The 24,716-nt window shown below is 72.3% G+C and carries 21 protein-coding genes; 16 read left to right on the top strand and 5 right to left on the bottom strand.

What is annotated here, in order from left to right:
- The first annotated feature begins 576 nt into the window (after window positions 1-576).
- From ACQEVB_RS40880 to ACQEVB_RS40845, 8 genes are all read left to right on the top strand, one after another.
- Entirely contained in the window at window positions 577-861 is a 285-nt protein-coding gene (locus ACQEVB_RS40880; protein ID WP_432985405.1) for a replication-relaxation family protein, read from the top strand.
- Between the two features lie 161 nt (window positions 862-1,022).
- A complete protein-coding gene (locus ACQEVB_RS40875; RefSeq protein ID WP_432985402.1) occupies window positions 1,023-1,268 on the top strand; it encodes a hypothetical protein in 246 nt (81 codons plus the stop codon).
- Between the two features lie 221 nt (window positions 1,269-1,489).
- Entirely contained in the window at window positions 1,490-1,738 is a 249-nt protein-coding gene (locus ACQEVB_RS40870) for a hypothetical protein (RefSeq protein WP_432985399.1), read from the top strand.
- Entirely contained in the window at window positions 1,735-2,052 is a 318-nt protein-coding gene (locus ACQEVB_RS40865; RefSeq protein ID WP_432985396.1) for a hypothetical protein, read from the top strand. The genes ACQEVB_RS40870 and ACQEVB_RS40865 overlap by 4 nt, the downstream gene beginning before the upstream one ends.
- A gap of 737 nt (window positions 2,053-2,789) precedes the next feature.
- Window positions 2,790-3,707, top strand: a complete 918-nt coding sequence (locus ACQEVB_RS40860) for an ArdC family protein (RefSeq protein ID WP_432985393.1) — start codon at window positions 2,790-2,792, stop codon at window positions 3,705-3,707.
- Window positions 3,708-3,795: 88 nt separating this feature from the next.
- Window positions 3,796-4,233, top strand: coding sequence for a DUF6409 family protein (locus ACQEVB_RS40855; RefSeq protein ID WP_432985390.1), 438 nt, complete (start codon window positions 3,796-3,798; stop codon window positions 4,231-4,233).
- Between the two features lie 44 nt (window positions 4,234-4,277).
- Window positions 4,278-4,694, top strand: coding sequence for a hypothetical protein (locus ACQEVB_RS40850; RefSeq protein ID WP_432985387.1), 417 nt, complete (start codon window positions 4,278-4,280; stop codon window positions 4,692-4,694).
- 91 nt (window positions 4,695-4,785) lie between these two features.
- A complete protein-coding gene (locus tag ACQEVB_RS40845; RefSeq protein ID WP_432985384.1) occupies window positions 4,786-5,037 on the top strand; it encodes a hypothetical protein in 252 nt (83 codons plus the stop codon).
- 134 nt (window positions 5,038-5,171) lie between these two features.
- On the opposite strand, the gene ACQEVB_RS40840 is transcribed toward ACQEVB_RS40845, so the two are convergent.
- The 5 genes from ACQEVB_RS40840 to ACQEVB_RS40820 form a co-directional block, all read right to left on the bottom strand.
- A complete protein-coding gene (locus ACQEVB_RS40840; protein ID WP_432985381.1) occupies window positions 5,172-5,510 on the bottom strand; it encodes a hypothetical protein in 339 nt (112 codons plus the stop codon).
- Window positions 5,507-6,532, bottom strand: coding sequence for a replication-relaxation family protein (locus ACQEVB_RS40835; protein ID WP_432985378.1), 1,026 nt, complete (start codon window positions 6,530-6,532; stop codon window positions 5,507-5,509). Before ACQEVB_RS40835 ends, ACQEVB_RS40840 begins: the two co-directional genes overlap by 4 nt.
- Before the next feature lie 127 nt (window positions 6,533-6,659).
- Window positions 6,660-8,225, bottom strand: a complete 1,566-nt coding sequence (locus ACQEVB_RS40830; RefSeq protein WP_432985375.1) for a type IV secretory system conjugative DNA transfer family protein — start codon at window positions 8,223-8,225, stop codon at window positions 6,660-6,662.
- A 143-nt stretch (window positions 8,226-8,368) separates the two neighbouring features.
- Window positions 8,369-9,967 (bottom strand): trypsin-like peptidase domain-containing protein, encoded by a 1,599-nt coding sequence (locus ACQEVB_RS40825; protein ID WP_432985372.1) that lies wholly within the window; start codon window positions 9,965-9,967, stop codon window positions 8,369-8,371.
- A 141-nt stretch (window positions 9,968-10,108) separates the two neighbouring features.
- Window positions 10,109-11,536, bottom strand: coding sequence for a hypothetical protein (locus ACQEVB_RS40820; protein WP_432985369.1), 1,428 nt, complete (start codon window positions 11,534-11,536; stop codon window positions 10,109-10,111).
- Window positions 11,537-12,590: 1,054 nt separating this feature from the next.
- Between ACQEVB_RS40820 and ACQEVB_RS40815 the strand changes: the two genes are divergently transcribed.
- The 8 genes from ACQEVB_RS40815 to ACQEVB_RS40780 all read left to right on the top strand — a co-directional run bounded on the left by ACQEVB_RS40815 (window position 12,591) and on the right by ACQEVB_RS40780 (window position 24,507).
- The gene (locus ACQEVB_RS40815; protein WP_432985366.1) at window positions 12,591-13,145 is read left to right on the top strand and encodes a hypothetical protein; all 555 of its coding nucleotides are present in this window, start codon (window positions 12,591-12,593) and stop codon (window positions 13,143-13,145) included.
- Between the two features lie 218 nt (window positions 13,146-13,363).
- Window positions 13,364-13,849, top strand: coding sequence for a pilin (locus ACQEVB_RS40810; protein ID WP_432985363.1), 486 nt, complete (start codon window positions 13,364-13,366; stop codon window positions 13,847-13,849).
- Between the two features lie 137 nt (window positions 13,850-13,986).
- Window positions 13,987-15,996 (top strand): conjugal transfer protein TrbL family protein, encoded by a 2,010-nt coding sequence (locus ACQEVB_RS40805; protein WP_432985360.1) that lies wholly within the window; start codon window positions 13,987-13,989, stop codon window positions 15,994-15,996.
- A 69-nt stretch (window positions 15,997-16,065) separates the two neighbouring features.
- Window positions 16,066-17,235: a PrgI family protein gene (locus tag ACQEVB_RS40800; protein ID WP_432985357.1), complete on the top strand. Its 1,170-nt coding sequence runs from the start codon at window positions 16,066-16,068 to the stop codon at window positions 17,233-17,235.
- A gap of 152 nt (window positions 17,236-17,387) precedes the next feature.
- Window positions 17,388-19,265, top strand: a complete 1,878-nt coding sequence (locus ACQEVB_RS40795) for a VirB4 family type IV secretion system protein (protein ID WP_432985518.1) — start codon at window positions 17,388-17,390, stop codon at window positions 19,263-19,265.
- Entirely contained in the window at window positions 19,262-20,263 is a 1,002-nt protein-coding gene (locus ACQEVB_RS40790) for a C40 family peptidase (RefSeq protein WP_432985354.1), read from the top strand. Before ACQEVB_RS40795 ends, ACQEVB_RS40790 begins: the two co-directional genes overlap by 4 nt.
- 354 nt (window positions 20,264-20,617) lie before the next feature.
- Window positions 20,618-21,100 (top strand): hypothetical protein, encoded by a 483-nt coding sequence (locus ACQEVB_RS40785; protein ID WP_432985351.1) that lies wholly within the window; start codon window positions 20,618-20,620, stop codon window positions 21,098-21,100.
- On the top strand, window positions 21,097-24,507 hold the full coding sequence (locus ACQEVB_RS40780; protein ID WP_432985349.1) for a putative T7SS-secreted protein: 3,411 nt from the start codon (window positions 21,097-21,099) through the stop codon (window positions 24,505-24,507). The genes ACQEVB_RS40785 and ACQEVB_RS40780 overlap by 4 nt, the downstream gene beginning before the upstream one ends.
- Window positions 24,508-24,716 lie beyond the last annotated feature (209 nt).

The raw sequence follows: 24,716 nt of genomic DNA, 5'->3' as shown, positions 1-24,716 counted from the left end.
TCGGCAAACTTTGGACTTACCGCGCTGAGCACAAACGCGGCGCTGATCGCTGCGGCTCCAATCAGAATGTTGGTGAGCAGCTGCTCTGGGATGCCTAACGGCAACAGTCTCAGACCTAGAGGGGTCGGTCACGTCTCGGATTCGGCGCCGGTGGGCTCGCTCGTTACTGACACGGAAGCCGTCCTGTCTGCCGACGGCCGGTCTAACAGGCGGCTGTCGCTGTGGGAGAATTTTGGGAGACGATCTTGAAGAACATGGCTCCACAGGCGCTCTCAGACCGACAGTCACCGACGCTCTGACCTGCGGAATCGCAAGTGGGGGCATCATCGCGACGCCACCCAACCTTATTCGGGACGAAGAGGTCGCAGGTTCAAATCCAGTCACCGTGACCACCAAGCGGGCCTGATCAGAGACTCTTTCGAGCGCGTTCGGCTGGGCCGTTTCGTCATTCGTGGGCTGGTTAGGCATCAGATCGGCTTCAGGCCGGCACGAGCGCCCTCCCCCGACGGTGTCGCCAGCGCCCGGATCATCATCGTCGAGGGCGCGCTGTGATTCCGGCTGGTCGAGCGGGACCGGATGTTGCTGGAGCTGCTGGCCGATCATCGGGTGTTGACCACCGAGCAGATCGCCACGGTCGCGTTCGGATCGGTGCGCCGCGCGCAGGACCGGCTGCGGGTGCTGCGCGAGCTGGGGGTGGTGTTCGGCACGCGTCGATCGGCGATCCCTTCCGATCAGCATCGGAAGTCCGAGCCTGGCGCACGGAGACGATCCAGGTGCAGCGCCGCCCGATCGTGCCGCTGGACGCGGGCGGACGAGTTGTCCGGAAACCCCACGGCCTACCTGGCGTGTGTGGCCCAATGAGACCCACGCAGCCACCGTAGATACGGGAGATAGACACCGTGGACTTCGATGAGACGTCAACCACGCCGCGCCCGCTTTCGCCATCCCCGGATGCTGAGCCGGACGGCGGTGGCTGGGGAGGTGCCAGCGTTGACTCGGCGCCGGCAGCGACAGTCGTCCAGGTGATCGAGGAGGCGGCCACCGCGGCCGCGGGGCTGCGCCATGAGGTCGAACAGGCTGGGCTGTGCCCGGAGATCCGCACTCCCGATCCGGAGCGCCTCGGCGACCGCGACGCCTACACCGCGGTGACCGCGTCCTTGGTCGCGCGCCTCGCGAACGAACGCCGGATCAGTGCCATCGCCGGCCTGTTCGTCGATCACCTTCGCGACGCCGCCCGCACCCACCCGGACATCGAACACGACCTGTAGGCCACCTCCAGGCTCGGGCGGGGCCCTTCACTTGATCGCGCTAAGCCCGGCCCCGTGCGGCGGATTCGCGGGCGAGTTAGGACCTTGCTACGGGGTGTACGTCACCCGTCGAGGGTATCGAACAACTGTTCTACCCGGCTGTAGCCTGCACCCGCACGGCCGGCCGCCGGGGAAGGGTGTGCCGGCCGTGGCTCCGCCGGCTACCGGAAGGAATCCTGACCATGCCTGCCGCCCCGCTGTCCACGAGCAGGCGCCGCGACTTCGTCGACGCAGCAGAGGTTCTGCTCGAAGTCGCCGGGCATGAGCGATCCCTCGATCCCCGCCGCGCCGCGATCAGTGCCAGCGTCGCCGCGCTCGTCACCGCCTGCGGGCGCCACGTCGACACCCTCCCGTCCGACGTCGCTCGCGAAGCCCTGGCGCTGGTGAACGCCGTCGACCAGGCGGCAGGACTGCACCGCTACTCGTCATGACGGACTTCGAACGCACACGCGATGCGCGAAGCACCACGAACCCGGCAACTCCCGAGATGGTGCCGAGGGCAGGGCGGGCGACCGTGGACGCTCTCGCCGACGAGCTTGGGGTTCATCCCGGAGATGTCCGGGTGCTGTTGTCCTGGCTCGACCCCGAGAACGGTGGACTGCATCCGGACGGGACGCTGCAGGACGCGTACGGCGGCGAAGTCAGGGACCAGTTCGACCACCTCTGCGAGCGCACGGTTCCGGGCTACTGGTGGCCGGGAAGCCGCGATCCCGACGCCGGCAAGAGCGCAACCAAGATGATCTGACGGCCGCACATCAGGGCTGCCCAGGGACAGCCCTTGACGACGTCGGCAGCACCTGGGGGCGTCGCGTCTGCAACAAGCCCAGTGCATCGGCAAGGGCAACAACGGGTGCTCGCGCCGAGACGGTTCATCCCGCTCCAACCGCCCTTGATCGTCAGCCGGCTACTGGGGCGGGAAATCTGCCGGCGTTGCCCCGGCGGCGAGTTCTGGCAATGCCTCTGTTGCCCAGCGCCAGGGCACGATCACCGAGTCCTCTCGGCCGTGCCACATGACCACCGTGTGTTGACCTTCGCGCGCCGCCTCCAAGATCTGCCGCAGCGACGTCCGCCCTGGGCCGGCACCAACCTCTGTGCAGCGGCCGCCGTGCGGGATCCTGTCCAGTCCGCGCCGCCACACCACCGGCCCAAGGACGGTCGCAATCGGTGTGTCCCATTGCGTCACGAGGAACGACCGACCCTCGCCCGCGGCACGGCGAACGTCACGCCACTGCGTCCGCAGGTGCTCCGCCGTGATCCGGTCCATCCACCAAACCTTACAGAACTGACATAACTACTGGAACAGGCCGGACCCGGCCGACGTCCGAGAGCGGGCGTTCGCGCATGGGCGCGATGCGCGGTCGATGCTTGGCCCGATCGACCGGGCGTCTGACCGGAGCTGATCGGGCGTGCGCATCGCTCCGCGAGGTCCGACAACAGGGAAGGACTTGCGTAAGAATCGTAAGAAACGTAAGGTTGACGGCGTTGGTCGAGCGGGAGACGCGGAGAGGGAGACACCACATGGCCAGGAAGACGCGACGTACCTACAACGACGCCGAGCGCGAGGAGCGGGCGGCGGCCGACCGTCAGCTCGCCGAGCAGGCGGCCGAGTTGCTGGATGATCCGGACGCTGTGGCCGAGATGGTCGGGCACTTCCTCGTCGGCCGGTCGGCGTTGCTGCGCTACAGCCTGCGCAATCTGGCCTTGCTCTTCATCCAGGGCGACGAACGAGGCATCGACGTCACCGACGTCGCCACCTTCCGCGGATGGCGCGACCGGGGCCGCTGCGTCACCCGCGGCGCCCGCGCACTCCGCATCGTCGCCCCCAAGGGATCGAACAAGGCTGCGGAATCCGGCGACGGCGACGGCCCCACAAGGTCCACCGGAGCAGAGGACGCCACCCGTCCGGCGCCCGACGGTGATGCCACTTCGGAGGGCAAGCCGGGTCGACCGCGCTTCGCGTTGATCTCCGTGTTCGACATCAGCCAGACCGGCGAAGTCATCGCCGACGACAACACGGATGGGCCCGCTGCGGGCGAAACGGCGACAGGCGCAGAAGGCCCGGAGGTCGGCGCCGGTAATGCCCTGGACCCGGACGCGGTGCCGCAGCGCGCGTTCGCCGAGCACGTTGCCCGCTACGGATACACGGTCGACATCGACCCGGACGCCGAGTCGGTCGACCTCGACGACGCCACGCACACCGTGACGATCCCCGAGGACGTCGAGCCGCTTGACTTGGCGCGCGTCCTCGCCGAACTGCTGGCCCGTCCACGACCCGACCGCGACGCCGACGACTCCCAGGACGGCGCGCGCACCGACGACACCGGAGACGCGGCGCGCGCCACTACCCCGGCGGGGCGTCGCCGCGCGCACCGGAACACCAGCACTGCCGCGCAGCGCTGACGATCGCGGCCCGCCCCTCCGTCGAACATGCACGGCGAACACCCGTCACCCTCTTGCGTAAGAAACGTAAGAAACGTAAGATTCAGATATGGCGGAGACGAGGAAGGGGCGGGCGATGACCGACACCAACACCGACGCCACGCTTCCGGCGGCTGGCAGCGTGATCACGGCGCGACCGTGGACGTCGGGCCGTCGCCACGCCGCGGCGCAGCGGAGGATCGTCCTGCGCACCGATCAACTCGGCGGGGCGGCCGCGATCGTGTGGTTCCCGACCCTGGGCGCACCGCAGGTGGGGACACCGGCGCCGAGCGTGCAGGCCATCTACCCGGCCGAGATCGAGACCGTGGCGATTCTCGACGACGTCCCCGCGTCGTGGGTGATCGCCGCTGAGCGGACCGCACGCCTAACCCGCCGCACCGGTGGTTTGAGCATCGGGGCGGGCGCCGGTTTCCCCCTGGAGTCTGCCGCCCGTCGCCGCCGCGCCGAGCGCAACCAACGGCGCCACGCCGGACACGGCGCCGCGTAACCCCAGCTAACCCACCCGTCGTCACGAATCGAAGGGGCCTGTTCATGCGCACGATCACCGACGCTCAGTTCCGGGTGGCCGTCGCTGCTGCGGTCGCCGAGCGAGGAGACGACTTCATCTACCCGCGTGGCACCTGCGGTTGGTGCGTCCCGGACGACGGGACGCATTCGATCTCCGAAGCGGTCGACGTGCCCGGCGCGGCCTGCCTCTACGTCCGCACCGACGTCGACGAACCCGCCTGCCTGTTCGGGCTAGCTCTCACCACCTGCGGGGTACGGCCGGACGAGCTCCGCCCGTACGAGGCGTGGGCCGTCAACGACGTTCTTCCCCTCTTCATCGCCGACGTGTCCGAAGCGACGCAATGCGCCGCCGGAGAAGCCCAGCGCGAGCAGGACGAGGGCCAGACCTGGGGCGCGGCCCTGGAGACGTTTCGCCGCGTAGCTGCCGAACTCGACGACTGACCCCTACAGTTCCCGCGCCCCGCCAACCTCTACCTGCAAAACGTAAGAACTGTCAGATTCCGGCGTGTGGCCGGACGTCGGAAGGAACGCCATGTTCGAGACCTCCGAACTGTCAATCTGCGTCGTGTGTCTGCATCTGTTCGCCAACGGTGAGTACGTCGACGGCACCGACATTGCCGAGACCACTGCCGCCGCGATCGAGGACCTGTGGGGTGATCAGGCGCGGCACATCTGCGCCGAGGGGACCGAACTCGGGTTCTGCTCGACCGCGTGCGAGACCTGCGGCAATGCCGATCACGGGGACCGCTACTGCGCCGTCGCGCTCGTCCCCATCGCATCCTGATCCCCTAACTCGCACCCCGCGCGGACCCTCCGCGCGGGGTGTGTCGCGTGCGTGGCCGAACCGCGGCCGGGCAGCGTCTCCCGACCCGGTCCCGCAGATGCGATGGGGTGTCCTCCTCTGCGTGTTCTGTGCTGTCAGCTGTGGTCGGGTGACCGGTTCCGGGGCCGTCGGTCGGGAGGCCCCGGGCGCCCGGGCGGTCGGGCAGCGTTGCGGGCGCGCGCGAGCGTGCGCGCGGTCAACACCGCGGCCACGCCGTTGATCTGCTCGGTCGTCATCGGGTCGAGCGCCTGCACACTGGCCAGGATCGCCGCGTGATCCTCCGGCGTCAGGACCGCGCCCGCCGGCCGCGCCCACACCGGAACCGCGTCCGCCACGGACTCCGGTCCTGACTCCGGTATTGGCCCGGCCGCGGAGTCGGCGGCCGGGGCGGTGGGTGGGTCGGCAGGTGACGCGGCGCCGCTGGTGGGGCTCATGGCCCCGTCACCTGAGCCAGCGCGCGCCGGGCGGGATCGCCCGGACGCCACCACACCGACTGCGCGGGGCTCAGAACGCCGTGCGGACCGCTCCCGTCCCCGACGGCGGGGAAGGTGTCGGGTGCGCCGTCGGGGCCCCACGGCCCGTACGGGGCCGCGTACGCGCCGCGGTGTCGGTGCGGGTGGGCTGTGGCGTCGCGGTCGGGATCGGGATTGGCCCACGTGCGGCCGTGGTCGGTGGTGGCGATCGGGACCGGTGGGGCGCCGCGGTAGCGGTGGGTGAGGTGGTCGTGGAAATGCTGCTCGCGGGCTGGGCCGCTGAACACGAACAGGACCGGGCGGGTAAGCCCGGTGTCGGCGAGTTCGGCGTAGGCGTCGATCTTGCGCAGCAGCACGCGATGCGGTTCGGTGTCGGCGTCGTACTCCAGGAAGAACACCACCCGGGCCGGTGGTGGCCCCTGCTCGGTCTGCTCGGTCCAGGTGGCGCCCGCGTCGGGGCGCACGATGCCGCCGCACTCCTCGGCGACGGCGGCCGCGGTTTGCCAGTGGTCGAGCTGGGCGCCGGGGTGGTGGCGGGAGTGGTCGACCAGACGGGCAAGCACGTCGATCACGCCGAGATCGTGTTCGAGCGTGGGTGACTGCAGGACGCGGAAGACGCGTTCGATGGTCTCGGCGGGTTTGGGCATCCGCGCGTCGGCGCGGACCGCGTGGATCATCTGCCCGACGGGGCCAAGGGTGTAGATCCAGGGGCGGCGCCCGTTCCAGGTGTCGCGGCGCCGCGCCCGGGCGAGGACACCGCGGTCGGTGAGCAGCAGCAGCCGGTGGCGGGCCCGGTGGATGTTGGGGAAGGCCAGGCGGGCGAGGTGATCAGCGCGCATGGCGCGGTGGCGGGAGAGCAGCGCGAGCACGTGGTGATCGCGCGGGGTGAGCCGAGACGATTCCCGCACGGCGTCAGCCAGGCGGGAGTCGGCGTACTGGACGTAGCGGGGGAAGTCCCTACGGGACTGTCGGGGTACCGACACGATGCCACCTCTGTAGGGGTGAGCTGGGCTGTTGCGGATCTGGGTGTGCGCCGTGGGGTGAGCCGTTCTGTAGACGGCGGGGTTTCCGGCGGGCTTTCCGGCGGTGTGCGGCGAGCCGGCGACGCGCCTACGGCGGCGCCTCGACCGGTCGCGCGTCCGGTCGCTCGGGGGCCGGGCCGTACGCCGAGTTGATGTCGCCCGGGCCGCTCTCTCGGGCAGACGAGCTCGAGCGCTGTTCGTGTAGGCGCTGTACGCGCAGCAGCCCGTGGCGGGCGGCCGGGGTGATCCCGGTGCGGGCGCGGGCTGCGGCGCGCAGATGGTGGGCGCGGCCGCGGATCGGGCGGGTCAGGGGTAGGCCGGCGAGGGTGCACGGGGGCTGGTTGTGGCCCTGGTGGACGGTGCGGGCGGTCATGGTGTGCGCCGGCCGCTCGGCGAGATCACGTTCGTCGAACCAGCCGCCCATGTGGCGGGCCTGGTGGCGGGCGTCGTCCGGCGACACGGTGAACAGCAGTTTCGTCCGCGCGTTGGCGTCGATCGCGGCGCCGACCTCGCCGGAGAGCTGGCGCAGGTGTTGGTGCGCGACGACCCAGGACACGCGGTAGCCGCGGGACTCGGCGAACACCTCGTCCATTCCGATGGGCAGGTGCAAGAAGTTGTGCGCCTCGTCGACGAGGATAGTGGCGTCTGGGCGGTCCTCGGGTGTGCGGGCGCTGCGGCGCAGGATGTGCGCCCACACGGTGGTCAGCATCAGTGACCCGACCAGGGCGGTGGTGTCTGCGCCGATCTCACCCTTGGGGAGGCGGGCCAGCAGGATCCCGCCGTCCAGGACGTCGGTGAACGGGATCGTCGAGGCCGGCACACCGAGCAGGTCCCGGGCGAAGCTGCGCCCGAGCACACCGCGCAGCCGGGCCAACAACGGCCCGGCCAGTGTCCCGCGCGCGGCCGAGCCCATGGCGTCGAAGTCGCGCCACAGCCCAGCCAGACCGGGCGGGGCACCGTAGGTGGTGAGGACCTGGTGACGGAACGCGCTGTGGGTCAGCAACGCGACGATGTCGGCCAGGGTCGAGCCGGGCCGGCGCACGAGAGTCAGGCACGCTCCCCGCATGAGGTCGTCCATCCGCGGTCCCCACCACCGCCCGTAGAGGCGGGCGAACGTGGCCGCAACGTTCAGCGCGGTCCATTCGCGGTCCCGAACGGTGGCGCCGGGTCCGGTGTCGAGCACGTTGCACGCCGGCGGCGCGAGCGTCTCGGCAGGGTCGATGATGACCAGCCGGTTCCCGACGTGGCTGGGAAGCCGGTCGAGGATCATCCGACACAGGTCACCCTGCGGGTCGATCACCACCAGCCCGCGTCCGGCAGACGCTTCGGCAACGGCGGCGTGAACGAGGAAGGTCGTTTTCCCGGCGCCGGTGATGCCTTGCACGTGGACGTGGTGGCGGGCGTCGGGGACCGACAAGCCGATCAGATCCCCGGCGCCGTCGACGTCGAGCCCGAGCGGCTTGCCCGCCTGCCGCGCCGGGTCGTCGGGCGCGGTCAGCTCCAGCCGAGGCGGCCAGGGCGGGCCCACGAGCCCGGCCTGCTCGGCACGGGACTGCGCGGCCTGGGACTGCGCCGCCGCGGAGTACGCGGGTGTGGCGGTGTGTGCGGGTGTGGCGGTGTGGGAGGCGCGGTGGGCCGTCGGATCGGTGGTCACGACCGACCTCCCCGCACGACGGTAAGCGTTGGTGTGCCGGCGACGCGGTGGGGATGCGGGGTGGGGTGGAGCGCACGGTCACGTTCGGTGTGTCCGTGCCGCCCCGCCGGGCCGAGCGTGACCGTGCGCTGCGACATCTGGACCTACCTCCCGGACTCGTCGGTCAGCGCGCCGGCATCACCGGCGGCCACATCCCTGGTGCCGCGTCCCTGACGCCCGCGTCGCCGGCCCCGGTCGCGTCCCCGCTGGTCTCCCTGACCGCTGGCCGGAGCGGCGCCGGCGTCACGACCGGCATTGCCGGCATTGCCGGCGGTGTCGCTGCCGGTGTCGCTGGCGGTGTTGCTGGCGGTGTTGTTGGCAGGCCGGATCCGGCGTGCGATGCCCCACCCGAGCCCGATCCCAGCCAGGCCGGTGAGCACGCTGACGAGCACACCGACGAATTCGGGCCGCCCGCTGTCCTCGACGGCGGGGGCCGAAGCTCCGTGTGCGGCGGAAGGGTCGGCCGCAGCCGCCGGGGCCGGCGCCGGGGCCGTGGTCGTCGGGTCAGTGGAGTCGACGGTGGAGTCGACGCTGCCCGGGGTGTCGTGCCCGGTGCCGCCGCCGGTGCCGGTGCCGGTGGCGCTGCCGCTGATGGCGCTCGTGGTGTCGGTGTTGGCGTGCAGGAACTTCCGCAGGCGGGCGGTATCGGTGACCACATTGAAGTTCTGTGCGGCGAACGGAATGGTCATCTGGCTGTTGAGGCCGACGACCTCGCCGTCGGAGTTGAGGGTCGGGCCGCCGGACATGCCCTGGTCGAAGTCGGCGCTGACCTGGTAGACGGGCACACCGCCGCGGTACTGCCGGCTGCTGATGGTGCCGCTGGTGTTGACCGGCTGCAGCCGCGAGTCCTGCAGCATCCGCGCGATCGACTGCCCGACGTCGCTGTTTGCGATCGCGAGGCTGGACAGGTCCACGCCGTCGGTGTCCATCAGATTCAGGCCGGCGTAGCCAATTGAGGTGACGTTCTGTCCGATGCGCGGGTCGGTGGCCGCGACCGCGAGCGGGGCACCGGCGGGCATCCCGGCGACCGAGAGGGCGGCGGTGTCGCCGTCTCCAACGGAGCGGTAGTCCTCTACGTGCACCTTGACCGGGGTGTCGAGCACTCCGCCGGACTCGTGGGGCTGAAACGCCCACACCGTCGCGACCGGGTCAGGGCGCCCCGCCGGGGGCGGGGTGAACGTCCCGGTGTCCGGGTCGTAGGTCTGGTGCTGCCAGTCCAGCTCGGCACGCCCGACCTTCGGGTCCACGCAGTGCCCGGCCGTCGCGATCGTCGAGGGCGTGTCGAACCAGCCCGTGCAGATCGCGATCACCGGTGAGTCCGCCGGGCTGACGGTAAGCGGTTCGGTCGCCGCCCACGTCGTCGCGGTCGGCTCCTCCCAAACGATGACCAGTCCCACGATCGAGGCCTGCACCGACTCCAGCCGGTCCGGGTCGATGAGCCCGCTGTCCCCGGCCTCGCGAACAGCGCCGGTGGGGGTGACGGTCGCCGTCGCTGCCGGTGCTGCGGACGCGGGGGTCGGGTGTGCTGTCGGGGCTGCGGACGCGGCCACGGGGGTGGCGATCAGGCATACCCCTGCAGCGGCGACTGCGGCCGCGCAGCGGCGCAGTCGCGTTCCCGGACGCACTCCCGTGCGTGCCGTCGAGGGCGTTGCCGCTGGTGTTGGCTGTGCCGGGCCGGGGGTTGGTTCGAGGTGGTGATTCATGGCGGTTCCTCCGTGATTGGGGGTGGCGGTGATGGCGGGTGGGCGTGGTGGGCGGACTCCGGGTGTGGGCGGCCGGCGGTGCCCGCGCCGAACCGGCGCCCGGTTGCCCCGGCTGGCCCCCGCTGCGGCGCGGTGGATGGGTCATGCCGGGCGGTGCGGCCCGGTCGCGGGGCCGGCCGACGGGTCAGCGGGGTGGCCGGTGACGGCCGCACGCGAATGGGATGCCGGGATCGGCGTGTGGGGGTGCGCGGCGCGGGGCAGGACGCGGCCGGCGGGGCGGGTGCGCGCGGGTGGGACCGGCATGCCGTGCCGCGCCGGGTCGACGGGCAGATGCCACAGCGCGGCGAGTTCGGGCAGGGTCGCCACGAACGACCGCCCGGGCACGCGGTGCGCGATCCGCGTCCACCGCGTTGCGGTGCGGGCAAGCCGGCGCACGCGGAATGCGGCGGTGGGGTCGAGGACGAGCGCGTAGCCGTCGGTGATGTTGGCGATGCCGCGCCGTCCCGCGTCCCGCGCCTCGGCCGCGGTCGTGCCGCGGTGATGGGCCAGCGCGACGCGGAGCGTGACCCGCAAATGCGGCCCGGCCGCTCGCTTGCGCGCCACCCCCTCCGCGTGCGCGTCCCGCGCGGCGGCGACCGGGTCGCGTCCGGCGGCCCGCTTGCGCGCGTCCGGTCCGTTGGCGCGCCCGGAGGAGCGGCGCCGCCGGTGGATCGGGCCGGGCGCCACGATCGTCAACGCTTCGGACAGCAACGCGGCCGCAGCCCACGCAGCCGCAGCGAGCACGATCGCGGCGAGCGGGCGCGCCGTGGGGCTGGCGCGGGTGATGATGATCTGGACGAGCGCGTGATCCCCGGATGCGCAATCGGCGAGCGCGCCGAGCACCGCCCGCAGCGGGTCGCCCCCGGCTGACGCTGCGCGCTGCTCACCCGTGCCGGGCGTCGAGTGTGCCGGGACGAAGGCACCGGTTGGGCGGTGCGCGGGCGGGGTGATCAGCGGTGCCCACGGACCACCGGAGGGGGTCAGCTCGACGGCGGCCAACCTCGCCCCGGCCCGCGCATTCGCAGGCTCAACCGCTGACGAGGACTTGGGCGGGAGTTGGGGTGGGGGCGGGAGCTGGGGTGGGGTGGCGCGGTCGATGCGGGCGCCGGGCCAGGCATGGCGCAGCCCGGCGGCGATGCGTTCGCCGGGCAGTGGCGGCGCGATCCACAACCCCAGGCGGACGCCGCCGGTGGCCGTGGCGGTGATCTCCGCGACCAACGTGGGTGGGCCGGCCAGGCGGAGCCGGCGCGGTGTGCGGGCGATGGCGGCGTGCAGGACCCGCCACGCCGCCACGGCGGCGTCCGGGGTCAGCTCGGCGGGTGGGGTGATCTCCCACCACTGCGCTGCGGCCGCGCGGCGGGCCCGTGCCGCTGTCCGCGCGCGCATCCACATCGCCCCCGCGACCGCGGCAACGGCGGCCGCAACCACCAGAGCGGCGAGCACGGCCAGCCCGTGCGCGGCCAGATCCTCGACGAGCTGCCGCGCCCCGTTCCCGACCTCAGTGACCGCGGCCCCCGGGTCGCAGAGCATCCGCGTCAGGATCGAATCCGCACAGACACCGGAATCGGCAACCTCCCGCGCGAGCACCGCGCCCGGCTGGCAATCGACGCTCAATCCCGACGCCAGCCGGCTATTCCATGACGTGATCAGATCGGAAGGGATCGCTGGAATCTGGTCGCGCTGGTGCGTGCAGGTGAAGGTCTCGGTGGTCTCGGTCGCCATCGTCGGTGAATCCCTCCGCGTCGTCGACACCCACGACGACGGGAACCGGAAGAATGAACCGGACCGGCCTCACGGGAAACGCCGTGGCCGGTCACCCGTCGGGGTGTGACAACCAGAGAAACCCAGCCGCTACTACCGCCCTACTACCGCGCGACCACCACACGGCCACACCGGCGTGCAACACCGTTGCGGGCATCTGCCACAGCGCAGAACGACCGCCGGACCCACGCCGGCGGGACCGAGCGGGCGCCGGGTGCTCCCAGATGGCGCCGCCACAGGCGAACGTGGCAGCTCTGCGCCGCTGAGCTGGCTTGTTGCGGGCCTGTTGCGGGTTGGTGGCGGCCGCTGTTGCGGGCCTGTTGCAGGCCGGAGGCCCATCACCGTGGCCGCCTCCTGCGCGCCGGGCGAGCGGTCCGACATCACCCAGAACGTATCCGCGTTCTCCGGGCCGGGCGACTTGGAGAACTGCGCTGACAGTGCAATTTTCGCGTGATGTCACCGGACTGGCGAATTCGGTTCCACCTTGGTGTCGCGGCCGTAGGAGGTCTGTGGCGATTCGGTGGCGGTTCGGTAGGAGATCGGTAGTAGCTGGTGTGGCGACATGGCAGGGCCAGGTTGTTCTCGCCCTGTTTCGGGAGTTGCTATGCCTCGTTCGAGTTCGTCCCCGCGGCGCCGCGTTGCTGGTTCTGCCAACCGCTCGTCAGCTCTGGTTCCGGCGGCATTGCCGGATTCGCGGGCCCGTTTCGCCTCCCCATTGGAGGCGGTGGAGCAGGCATTTGTGTGGCTGGTGACCGAGCCGTCGCCGCTGTCGATCGAGGGCGGCGTGTTTCCGGGATTGCCGTCGGGGCGGGTGCCACTACACGTGGTCCGGACTCGCCTGGCCTCCCGCCGGCTGCCGGCCGTCACCGCGGACGCGGTGTGGGCGCACCTGATCGTGCGCGCCCGCCGCGGCGCCCCGGATGTGACCGCGACCGCGGCCACCCACGCCGCCACCCACGCGGCCGCCGCCACCGTCCCCACGACCCCCACGACAACACCGGCCGGGGCCGCAGCGGGGGCACGCCGACCGCGGACCGACGCCTCCGGCGCCGCTGGACGTGGCAGGGACGGTCGGGACGCGGTGTCCTCGCCGAGCGCGTGGACCGTCGGATGTGCCGGTGTGGCGCTGCCCGGATTGGTGCGGATCGCGGCCAACGTCGCGATCCGCCACCGCGGCCACGCCCACGACATCGAGGCCGCCACCTTGTCCGGATTCCTCGTGGAGCTGCACCGCACCGACCCGTGCATCCCGCACATCCCGGCCCGGTTGCGCACCGCCGCCTACCGCGCCGCCGTCCGCTACCGCGACACCCTCTCCGCCACCCCGGCCAACCCCGCCGCCTCGGCTGCGCCGCTGATCATCCGGGACGCGCGATGACCCGCCGCGCGCACCACCAGACCCCCGCAGCCGCACCCGACCAAGACCCGGCCCTGCCCGGCCATGAACCGGACCGCGACCCAAACCGGGACACGCACCGCGATACCGATCCCGAGCCGACCACGCACCGGCCACGGATCGCGCTGACCGGAGTCGGGACCGCCCTCGCGGTCGCGCTGGTGGCAGTCACCACGACGGCCGTCTCCGTCGCGGTCGCGGTGCTCGTCTCCATCCTGGTGTCGATCCTGGCCGGCGACGCCAACACCGTCAGCCGCACCGACACCCCGCCGGGAAACGGAACGCCGGTCGTCGTCTCAACGGCACACCCCGCCCTCCCCGCTTGTCCAGCCGATTCGGCCGCGACAGCGCGCGCGGCATCCGAGCCCGTAGGCCACGGTGCGCGCACCGCCTCGGACGCCGGGTCGACCCGACCGGATCGTGTTGCCGGGGACCAGATCGTGCTGGCGCAGGTGGGGTCGGTGGATCAGCTCCTGACCAACCTGCGGAACTGGCTGATGGGCATCCTGTTCGGCCTCACCACTGTGTGCGTCACCGTCGCTGGTGTCCGCTACGTCACCAGCGACGGCGACCCGTCGCAGGTGGAGCGCGCCAAGGCCACGCTGCGCTCCGGCGCGTGGGGGCTCGCGCTGGCCGCACTGGCTCCCCTGGTCGTGGAAATCCTCAAGAGCGTCGTCGGGGCCTGACCGTGGTCACCGCACACTCCAACGCCTCGCCCAGCACCGCCTCGCCCAGCACCGCCTCACCTACCGCTGGCGGCACCAGCCGCGCCCGAGCGGCATACAGCGCCCGGCCCCCGGCCGGCCCGGGCCGTGGCCGCCTGGTGCGGGTGCGGTTCGTCGGGTCGGTGCTGACGGGCGCGGCATTGCTGGTGGCGCTGCTGGTGACGCTGCTCGTCGGCCCTGTCGCCACAGCAGCATCCGCGGCAGAGCCGGGGCCGACGCCCACGAGCGGCGCGCCGGCCGGCATGGTCGAGGCCGCGACCATCGCGGGGGAAGCGACGGATGGGTACGCCGCCTTGGCGCAGGCCAGGCGGCCCGGCCAGCCGCCACCGTCCCCGACCCCACCGCCGACCGCACCCGTCGCGCCGAACCCCGATACCCCGGCTCCGGCTCCGGCTCCAGGTGGTGGGGCTGGGGCCGAGTCGTCGTGGCTGGGTGATCTTGTCGATTCGGCGGTCACGGGCTTGTTCCGCACGGTGGTCAACGCGGCGTTGAATCCGTTGCTCGATCTGATCGGCGGGACGTTGCTGCACACCCCGACTCCGGCGGATCTGCCTCCGGTGGCCGACCTGTGGAACGGGACGTGGCTGATCGCGATGAGCCTGTTCGGGTTGCTGGTGATGGCGGCCGGGGTGCTGGTCATGGGCTACGAGACGGTGCAGACCCACACCACGATCCGGGAGGTCGCCCCCCGGCTGGTGCTCGCGTTCATCGTGGCGAGCCAGTCGTTGTGGCTAATCGGGCAGGCCACCGACCTGGCCAACGGGCTGTCGGCGGCCTTGCTGGGGCCGATCGATCCGGCCACCGGCGGAGACAGGCTGCGCACGGCCATCCTCGACGACCAGACCGGCGGCCTGTGGTTGATCCTGATGTCCGCGGCGGTCGCGATCATGCTCGTGATCATCCTCGTCACGTTCGTGATCCGGCTGGCCATCGTTGCCGCGCTGACCGTGATGGCACCGCTCGCGCTGGTCTGCTACGCGCTGCCCGTCACCAGCGGCGCGGCCCGGTGGTGGTGGCGCGCGCTGTGTGCGGTGCTGGCTGTGCAGATCGCGCAGTCGCTGACTATGGCAGTGATGCTCCGGGTGTTCCTCACCCCGTACGGATTCTCGCTGTTCGGCGACGGGGCCGGCACCGGCTGGACCAACGTCCTGTTGGTCCTGGCGATGTTGTTGATCATGCTGAAGATCCCGATGATGGCGCTGTCGGTGGTCCAGTCCAGCAGCGGGGGATCGGTGACGCGGACCGCGTTGCGCACCTACTTCGCGGTCAAGAGCCTCGGCATGTTGCGCAGCGGCGCCGCCGGCGGCCGGCCTGGTGGTCGGCGGGGTCGCGGTGGCTCCGGTGGAGGAACCGGCGGAGGCGGCGGGAGTGGCGGCCGCCCGGGACCCACCGGTGGTCCAGGGGGACCGTCCGGCGGCGGTGGAGGTGGTGGCCTGGCCGGCCGTCGCGGTCGCCGGCCCAACCCGGGGCCTGGCCGCGACCCGAACCGACGGCGGCCCGTCGCCGGGCGCCGAACCCGTGGTGGGGGTGGGACCGGGCCGGGCCGGCCGCGCGGGCACGCCGATCCCTCCGGCGGCGCTCCGGGCACGACATCGGGCACGGGGTCTGGTGGGCATGACGAGGCGCCCGGGTCGACGCGGTCCGGGATGCCTTCGCGGCGGCGGCCGGGCATGGTCCCCCACCCGTCCCCGGTCCCGTCTCCCGCGCCCGCGCGGCGCACCCCTGGGCAAGCCGGCCCGCCGTCGTCGCGGCACATCGAACGGGGCGGGCTGGTGTTGATCCGTGGCGGCGCCGACGGCCCCGCCCCGGGGGCTGCGGCGGACGCTCGACCGTTGCGCCGCTCCACACCCGGCGGTGAGTTCGGTCCCGGTGCGCCGAGGGCGCGAGGCGGGGCCCGGATCGGGTCCGTCCCGCCGCTGGCACCGGCCCGTCCTGTCCGCGCGCCGCGGGTTGCCGGCCGACTCCACCCCGCGCCGGCCCCGCAGTCCTCCGGGGTTGCTGCGCGGTCGCGGACGCGGTCAGCGCGCCCGGTGCGGCCGCTGCGCATGACCCGCCCGTCTCGTTCGTTCTCTCCGGGTGCGTCCCGGGGATCGTCTCGGAAGAGGTGACCCGTCGTGGCCACGAACATGTCCGCGAATCTGTCCCCGGCCATGCCCGGGGCTGAGGTGTTGCGCAGCGTGCGGATACCCGCCGACGTCGACATGGAAGACCGGATCTTGGGGCGGCTGACCGCCCGGCAGGTCGCGATCCTGGGCAGTGCGGCGGTTGTGTTGTACCTGCTGTGGTTGGCGCTGCGCGCGGTGGTGCCGGTGATGGTGTTGCTGATCGCCGCGGCCCCGGTCGCGGCGGTCGTCGCCGTGGTGGCGCTCGGGCGCCGCGACGGCATCAGCATGGACCGGCTCGTTGTGGCCGCCGCTCGCTACGTCGTCACCACCCGCCCACCCCGCCACCACACTCAGGCTCCCGTGTCGCCGAGTGCGGCGCCGGGTGCGTCGCCGGATGGTGACGGCGCGGTGGGGGTGCCGGGGTGGCTGACCGCGGCGACGACACCGGCCCCACTCCTGTCCGGGACATCCCGGACCGGGGGGTCGGTGGGTGGTGCGGTGCGGGTGCCGACCCACCGCCCGCCACCACCGGCCCGCCACGTTCGCCCGCCCGTCGGGCGCGGGAGCGAGGTCGGTGTCATCGATCTGGGCGCGCAGGGGCTGGCCGCGGTCGCGGTCTGCTCGACGGTGGCGTTCGCGTTGCGCACCCCGCGCGAACAGACGGTGTTGTGTGCGGTGTTCGGCGGGTTCCTCAACGCCGCGACCGCGCCGGTGCAGATCCTGGTGCGCGCGGTCCGGGTCGAGCTGGGCGGCCAGATCGACGCCTTGCACGACGCCGCCGCGACGCTGCCGCATCCGGCGTTGGCCGCCGCCGCGCTCGACCACGCCGCCCACCTGGCCGACCTGACCCGCGAGCACGACCTGCTGCGCCGCCAGGTCCTCCTGGTGGTCCGCGAATCCCACCCCGACCACCCGGCACCCCCCGCCACGGGCCGCGGTCTGCTCGCCCGCATCCGGCACCGGATCCGGCCCGGGCACGGCGAGCCGAACACTGGCGACGCGGTGGATCCGGCGCGGACGCGGGCGGAGGCTGCGACGGAGACTCGGTTGCTGCGCCGCATCGCCGAAGCGCGGGACCTCCTCGCAGCGGCCGGGATCGTGGTGGCGCCGCTGGACGACGCCGGTGCGCGGGCGGTGCTGTCCGCGGCGTGTCACCCCGGCACCATCCCCGACGGTCTTCCCGGCTGCTCCGATACGGCCGGGCCACTCGCGATCACTACCGGCGGGGCGTGGGCGGAATGAGCCCGCGCCGCCGTGGCCGCCGCGGTCAGCCGTTGCCCCGGATGTCGCAGGTCATCGCCGAAGCCATCGCCACCGACACCATCGCAGATTCCGTCACCGATACCGCGGAGGAGGTCGATCGCGCGGCGGAGTTCTCGCCGGACTTGATCGAGATGGGTGCCCGGCATCTGGTGATCGACGGCGAGCACGTCGCCGTGTTCGCGGTGACCGGCTACCCGGCCGAGGTCGCGCCCGGCTGGCTGGAACCGCTGCTGACCTACCCGGGCCGGCTCGACGTGTCGATGCATGTGGAGCCGATCGACTCCGCCACCGCCGCGACGCGGTTGCGGCGGCAGTTGGCCCGACTCGAGTCCGGGCGCCGCCACGACGATGACCACGGCCGGCTCCCGGACCCGCACGTGGAGGCCGCGGTGGAGGACGCGCACGAACTCGCGTCGCGGGTTGCCCGGGGTGAGGCGCACCTGTTCCGGGTCGGTCTCACCCTGGCCGTCTATGCCCCCGACGAGCGCGCGCTGGCCGACGAGGTGGCCGCGGTCCGGCCGCTGGTGTCCTCACTCCTGCTGGACGCGCGGCCGGCGTCGTATCGGCAGCTCGCCGGGTGGACCACCTGTTTGCCGGTCGGGATCGATGCCCTGCGGGTGCACCGCATCATGGACACCGACGCCATCGCCGCGGCGTTCCCGTTCACCTCCCCGGACCTGCCCAGCGCGAACCCGGCCGAGACTGCCGCCCCGGACGGGGTGATGCTGGGGCTGAATCTCCAATCTTCCGGGCCGGTGATCTGGGACCGGTTCGCCGCGGAGAACCACAACGCGGTCATCATCGGCCGCAGCGGCGCCGGGAAGAGCTTCCTGGTCAAGGCCGAGGTGTTGCGGTCGCTGTATCGGGGGGTGCAGGCGTGGATCATCGACCCGGAGCAGGAGTACACCCCACTCGCGGATGCGGTCGGCGGCACCGTGATCCGCCTCGGCGACCCCGGGGTCTACCTCAACCCGCTCGACCTGCCCACGGTGGTCGGCCCGGACGGGCACCGCCGCGCCCCCGGCGACGCCCTCGTGCGCGCCGCGTTGTTCGTGCACACCGTGGTCGGGGTGCTGCTCGGGGAACCTACGTCGACCGAACGCGCCGTGCTCGACGCCGGGATCCGCGCCTCCTACTCCCGTGCCGGGATCGACGAGCACGACCCGCGCACCTGGGGTCGCCCGGCGCCGCTGCTGGCCGACCTCGCCGCCACCCTCGCGACCATCGGTGCCGCTGGACCGGAGCTGGCGGAGCGGCTCGCGCCGTTCACCAGCGGCGCCTATGCCGGTCTGTTCGCTGGGCCGACGACCACACCGCCTGAGGGGCAGCACCTGGTCACGGTGTCGCTGCGCGCGGTGCCGGACGAGCTGCGCGCGGTGGCCACGCTGTTGACGTTGGAGACGATCTGGCGGCAGGTGTCGGACCCGTCGGCGGTGCGGCCCCGGCTGGTCGTGGTCGACGAGGCATGGACGCTGTTGCAGTCCCCGGCCGGAGCCCGGTTCCTGGCCCGACTCGCCCGCACCGCCCGCAAGCGCTGGGCCGGCCTCACCGTGGCCACCCAGGACGCCCCCGACGTGCTGGCCAGCGAGCTGGGGCGGGCGGTCATCACCAACGCCGCCACCCAGATCTTGCTGCGTCAATCCACCCAGGCCATCGACGAGGTGGCCGCCATGTTCGGCCTGTCCGGTGGCGAGCGGGAGTTCCTGCTGCGCGCCGAGCAAGGCCAGGGCCTGCTGATCGCCGGCTCGCATCGGGTCGCCCTGCAGGTCACCGCGTCCGGGCGGGAGTACGAGGTCATCACCTCCGACCCGCGCGAGACCGTCCCCGACGACGCCGGCTATGTCGACCTCACCGACCAGCACACCCAGCAGCGCGCCGCCCGTCGCAACGACTGGCACGTCGCCCGGCACGAAGCTGGCCACCACGCCGGTAGGCCCTGGGACGCCGCCGGGATGGACGCCGCCGGGATGGACGCGGACACGGTGGAGCTTCCGATGGTGACACCATGAAAGCGCCGCTGCTCGTCGCCGTGGTGGCGCTGGCGCTGGTGGTGGTGCTGGTCGTGACCGTCGCCGCGGTCGTCGGGCAGATGATCGGCGGCGACCCCACCACCGGCACCGGCGGCTGCCTGGTCGCCGGCCCGGCCGGTGGCCTAGCTGGTGGCACGCGTGCCGGGCCTGCCGCGGGTGGGATGGACGGCTACACCGCCGAGCAACTGAGCAACGCTGCGGTGATTGTTGCGGTGGGGAAGCAGTTGGCGGTGCCGGTGCGTGGGCAGGTGATCGCGATCGCCACCGCGCTGCAGGAATCGGGGCTGCGGAACCTGAACTACGGCGACCGCGACTCCCTCGGCCTGTTCCAGCAACGCCCCTCCCAGGGCTGGGGTACCCGCGCAGAGGTCACCGATCCCGCGCACGCGGCAACCTCGTTCTACCGGGCATTGCTCGCGGTACGCGGGTGGGAGCAGCTCAGCCTCAGCGACGCCGCGCAAGCGGTGCAACGCTCGGCGTTCCCGAACGCCTACGCCCGCCACGAACCCGCCGCCCGCGCCATCGCGGCCGCGGTCGGCGGCGCCACCTGCCTCCCGCCCGGCACGCCCAACGGGCGGCTCGACTCCGGTGCTGCGCGGGCTGTGGCGTTCGCGCATGCCGCGATCGGACAGCCCTATGTGTGGGGTGGTGACGGCCCGGCCGACGGCGGCGGGTTCGACTGCTCCGGCCTGACCGTCGCCGCCTGGGCTACAGGCGGGGTCACCTTGCCACGGACCGCGCAGACCCAGTACGACACCGGCCCCCTTATCGCCGCGAGCGATCCACTGCAACCCGGGGACTTGATCTTCTACGGCACCCCGGCCCGCGTGCATCACGTCGGCATCTACGTCGGCGGCGGCCAGATGGTCCACGCCCCCGATCGCGGCCAAACCGTGCGCTTGGCGCCCTACCGCTACCCCGGGGACGACTTCCTTGCCGCCTCCCGACCGACCAGTCAGCTACGTAACCCGCGGTGATAGGTCAAAAGGGTGAACCCGCTGTAGCCCTCGTTACGCCGGACGGGCGGGGTGATCCGAAACGACCACGAGGCGATCACGACCGGAGTTCCATGGTCAACCACCTTCCCCTGCCCGCACCCCTACCCGTGCTCCAGCCAGCTCCAGTCAGCACTCGAACCAGCACTGAGGACGTCCACAGCCACACATCGACGCTCGGCCGCGCCACTGAGGAGACTCGCTATGCCATCTGACCGCACGGCACACGATCCCGCCTTCGCCCCCGACGCGGACGCCGACTCCGACGCCGACGCTGGCCGAACGTCGGGCACCGTCCCTGCCCAACGCACCGGCGCCGGGACCTCCGCGGCCGACATGCTGGTGGTTGATCCTGACGCGATCGAGCGTGGGGCGCGAACGTTGGCCGACGCCGGGGAGCAGATGCAATGGCGCGCCACTCGCGCATCACACGCGCTCGCGGCTGCCCAGGCGGCCGGTAACCGCGCGGTGGGCGAGGCGATCGAGGCCTACCTGAGCGCATACCGCCGCAGCATCGCCGCGCTGGCAGCCGATCACACCGCCTACACCGCGGCCCTGCACGAGGCCGCCCACATCTACCGCGACGGCGAAGCCCGACAGCTCGCCGACCTCCGCGACGCCACCGCCCGCTTCACCACCACGACGCCCCGAGCCGCGACCGCGACGATCACCGGCACCGGCGACGAAGCCAGCGGCGACACCCCCAGCGTCGACACCCCCAGCGTCGACACCGCCAGCGTCGAGCCCGACGGCCGAGCCGGGGCCGGCAGCGGTGGCGGGTACGTCCCAGGCGTCATCACGGCAGCGCTTAGCGGATGACCGATCACAGCACCGGGACCGCACCCGGCCGTACCCCGGACGACTCGCCCCTTTCACCCCCCACCGCGGGGGATGCGGGAAGGGAAGGGCACTCGTCTGGGCTCGGGCTTGCCGACACTGCGCAACCCGGCCAACTCATCCCCGCTGACGCCGCCCCGCTGCGCGAGCTGGTCCACGATCTGCGAGTCGACGCCGCCACCCTCACCGAAGGCGCATCCACCCTGACCGAGCACGCCCCCGGCGGCGACAGATGGGCCGGATGGGCCGGTGACGGCGCCGACGCCGCCCGCATGGCCGCGCACGACCAGGCCGGCCGATTCAACGCCGCCGCGACGTCCGCGGGCCTCGCCGCCGCCGCGCTCGACCGCCACGCCGACCTGATCGACTGGGCCCACCGTCAAGCCCGCGAAGCGGCCGCCCTCTACGCCGACGCCAAACCCGCCGACAGCGCCGACGGACCCGCCAACATAGCCAGCACCGCATCCGCCTTCGCGCTCTTCGACCGCGCCCGCGACCAAGTCGACACCGTCAGCCGCGACACCGTCGCCGCGCTCACCACCGCCCGCAACGCCCTGCCCGACACCACCCGACTCCTCCGCGACCCCGACACCCCCACACCCACGAGCACAGCCGGGTCCGCCGTGGCCCCTCCGCGCCGCCACTCGACACCGACCACACCCGGACTCCGTGGCCCGCACGAAGCCACCGCGACCATCGCAGCCACCACCGATGCCGCCGGGGCGACGGCGAGCGTGGCGACGCCGGTCGCCGCGCACATCGGCCACACCTCGGCAGAACACGCCGCGACCGTGCAGCGACACGTGATCACCGTCGAGCGTGGCGACACCCTGACCGGACTGGCCGCGCAGTACCTCGGCGACAGTCGACGTTGGCACGAAATCTTCGAGCTCAACCGCGGCCTCCCGCAGACCGACGGGTCCAGCCTGGACCGGGTGTGGCTGCTCCACCCCGGGTGGACCCTCGCCATGCCGGACACACCACCAACCCCGCTCCCGGACGGCGACCCGGATCAAGGGCCGGACAGAGGGCCGGACAGAGGGCCGGATCCTGTGCCGTGGCCGGACCTGTCTCCGACCCTGCCCGGCCCCACCGCGCCCGATCCCGGAACCGATAGCCCCGGACCCGAACCCGGAGACAGCGACAGCGGGGATGGCGCCGACCGGCAGAACCCGGCACCGGGCGATAACGAGCCAGGCGGGCCGATCGCCTCGCCCCCGCGCCCGCCCACGCCCCCGCCCGCGCCGCCACCGGGCACCGGAGATCCACACGCATCGGAAGGGACCACCATGGACGTCGCGACCGTGGCCGCAATCGGCGGTGGTGGAGCCGTGGTCGCGCTCGCGGCCCTGATGCTCGCCCGCCGCCACCACCCCGCCGCCGGCCTCACCGGGCTTCCCGCCCGTGCCGCGTTCGACAGCGGACTACCACCGGTCGTGCGCCCGGCCCGACGGCTGCTCCCCGGCCCGCCCGTCATCCCGCGGCCCGCACCCCCGAGCACGTTCCCGCAACCCGAACCGCGCCGCTACCCTCCCGCGACCCCACCACCGGGCACACCACCCCGCCCCGGTCCGCGGCAACCCGGTCCACCCCCGGCCCGCCCGCCTTACCCGCCCACCGGGACGGCGTACCCACCGCAGCAGCGCCGGCAGGGCCAGCAGGGTCCGCGCGACGGTGTGCCCGAGGACCCCACCCGCCCGCGGCAGCGCCCGACCAGCGGCGCCGTCGTGCTCCCGCTCGCCTCGCATCCCGGACAACCCGTCCATCACCACGACCTCACCGCCGCCGCCGGCCTCTGCCTCACCGGCGACCCCGACACCATCACCGCCACCGCCCGTGCCCTGCTCGTCGCCGCGCTCACCACACCCAGTACCGCCCTCAACACGAGGCCCACCGGAACGGGCAGCAGCGACACCGCACCGGACACCGCACCCGCAGTCACACCTATCGCCGTGGCAATCGCCGCCGAGGACGCGCCCGTCCTGATCGGCGCCGACTACGCCGCACATCCGGCACCGGCGTGGCTGCACATCACGCCCAACCTCGCCACCTGGTGGCACCAGCATCCGCATCCGGATCGGCCGTGGATGCTGCTCATCCGCTCCGCCACCGCCGCGACCTATGCCGATCACTTCGACCTCGACCACCTCGTCCACGGCGCTGCGACCCCCGAGGAGGCGACCGCCACGTCCGGTCCGGCCGTGGTCGTGCTCGGCGCGTGGCCCACCGCCCGCACACAGCTCTCCCTCGACGCCACCGCCGTCATCACCCGCGCAACCGGGCCCAACACCGCGCACCTAGCCGGCACCACCGCCTACCGCCTCGGGCAACCAGCCGTCCGCTCCGCCCTGCGAGACCTCGCGCCACCCACCGCGATCACCGAACCACCCGCGATCCCCGAGAGCACACCGGACCCGGGCACACGGAACACCGACCCGATCGCCGACAGCGCCGTCACCGACCGTGCACCCACTGCTGAGGACGAATCGCCGGCACGGACGGAGCCGGCCGGCAACGACTCGGACGCGGCCGCGCCGGTGTCCCAGAAACGGACTCGGCCACCGACCACGACCATCCCGCCGGCGAGCCCACCGCCGCTGCGGCTGACCCTGTTCGGCCCGCCGCGCCTGACCTACCACGCCCACGCCGCGACGCAGCCGCCAGGCGAGACCGCAGCCGATCTCTCCGCGTCGCTAAGCGCCCGGAAATGGGAGCTACTGCTGCACATCGCGACTCATCTGCCCGGCGACCGCCGCGACACCATCATCACCGACATCTGGGGAGACACCGCGCCCACGCGGCCCACGAACACCATCAACACCGCCCTCGGCCGGCTCCGCAAAACCATCGCCGACGCGACAAGCGCCGAAACCGTCAACATGATCACTTCGCTCAGCGACAACCGTTACGGCCTCAACCCGGACCTCATCACCACCGACTACGCAACATTCACCGACGCCATCCATCAACGCCGCATAGCCACCACCCGCCACGAGCGAGAGACCGCCGGCCTCGCACTACTCAACACGTACGCGGGTCCTCTCGCGGACGGACACGACGCCGAATGGATCGCATCGATCCGAAAAGACGCCCTGCGACACGCGCTCGACACCGCCGACAGCCTCGCTCAACTCTTCGCCGACACCGATCCGGACCAGGCGGTCAGCATTCTCGAATTCGCTATCACACTCGACCCCCTCGAAGAGGAGACCTATCGCAAACTCATCGCACTTCAACGGCGGCTCGACCGGCCCGGGGCGGCGAAACGTACCTACGCGACCCTCGTCGAACAACTCGAAAGCATCGACTCCTCACCCAAGATGTCGACACGCAGCCTGGTCGAATCTTCATTCCCCGACCTCGACGCGCGACCTGCGCCATCGCGGTGAAACCGGGCCCGCCGACCGTCAGTGTGACGAACGCTAAGACCTAGCGTCAACGCCGGTGCAGAAGACAAGCGCGCAAGCAAGTGGTGGCAACTGGAATTCTGTCAGCGTCACCCTACCAAGTTTCGGCATGGACTCGGTCGTTCATGTCGGAGCCCAATGTATGACTGGTGCGCCAACGCCGCAGACGACGTTCTACTATTCATCGCTTG

Source organism: Pseudonocardia sp. CA-107938, assembly GCF_050936315.1.
Lineage (GTDB): Bacteria > Actinomycetota > Actinomycetes > Mycobacteriales > Pseudonocardiaceae > Pseudonocardia.
The sequence above is the reverse complement of the archived record's forward strand: the minus strand, read 5'-3'. Positions and strand labels throughout refer to the sequence as shown.

What these genes read in the sequence shown, in the direction of transcription:
- ACQEVB_RS40795 (WP_432985518.1), top strand. Translation starts at nt 17,388, where the DNA reads ATGGGTGCCCGGCATCTGGTGATCGACGGCGAGCACGTCGCCGTGTTC.
- ACQEVB_RS40855 (WP_432985390.1), top strand. Translation starts at nt 3,796, where the DNA reads ATGGCGGAGACGAGGAAGGGGCGGGCGATGACCGACACCAACACCGAC.
- ACQEVB_RS40820 (WP_432985369.1), bottom strand. Translation starts at nt 11,536, where the DNA reads ATGCTCTGCGACCCGGGGGCCGCGGTCACTGAGGTCGGGAACGGGGCG.
- ACQEVB_RS40790 (WP_432985354.1), top strand. Translation starts at nt 19,262, where the DNA reads ATGAAAGCGCCGCTGCTCGTCGCCGTGGTGGCGCTGGCGCTGGTGGTG.
- ACQEVB_RS40865 (WP_432985396.1), top strand. Translation starts at nt 1,735, where the DNA reads ATGACGGACTTCGAACGCACACGCGATGCGCGAAGCACCACGAACCCG.
- ACQEVB_RS40880 (WP_432985405.1), top strand. Translation starts at nt 577, where the DNA reads ATGTTGCTGGAGCTGCTGGCCGATCATCGGGTGTTGACCACCGAGCAG.
- ACQEVB_RS40870 (WP_432985399.1), top strand. Translation starts at nt 1,490, where the DNA reads ATGCCTGCCGCCCCGCTGTCCACGAGCAGGCGCCGCGACTTCGTCGAC.
- ACQEVB_RS40780 (WP_432985349.1), top strand. Translation starts at nt 21,097, where the DNA reads ATGACCGATCACAGCACCGGGACCGCACCCGGCCGTACCCCGGACGAC.
- ACQEVB_RS40845 (WP_432985384.1), top strand. Translation starts at nt 4,786, where the DNA reads ATGTTCGAGACCTCCGAACTGTCAATCTGCGTCGTGTGTCTGCATCTG.
- ACQEVB_RS40840 (WP_432985381.1), bottom strand. Translation starts at nt 5,510, where the DNA reads ATGAGCCCCACCAGCGGCGCCGCGTCACCTGCCGACCCACCCACCGCC.
- ACQEVB_RS40825 (WP_432985372.1), bottom strand. Translation starts at nt 9,967, where the DNA reads ATGAATCACCACCTCGAACCAACCCCCGGCCCGGCACAGCCAACACCA.
- ACQEVB_RS40850 (WP_432985387.1), top strand. Translation starts at nt 4,278, where the DNA reads ATGCGCACGATCACCGACGCTCAGTTCCGGGTGGCCGTCGCTGCTGCG.
- ACQEVB_RS40785 (WP_432985351.1), top strand. Translation starts at nt 20,618, where the DNA reads ATGCTGGTGGTTGATCCTGACGCGATCGAGCGTGGGGCGCGAACGTTG.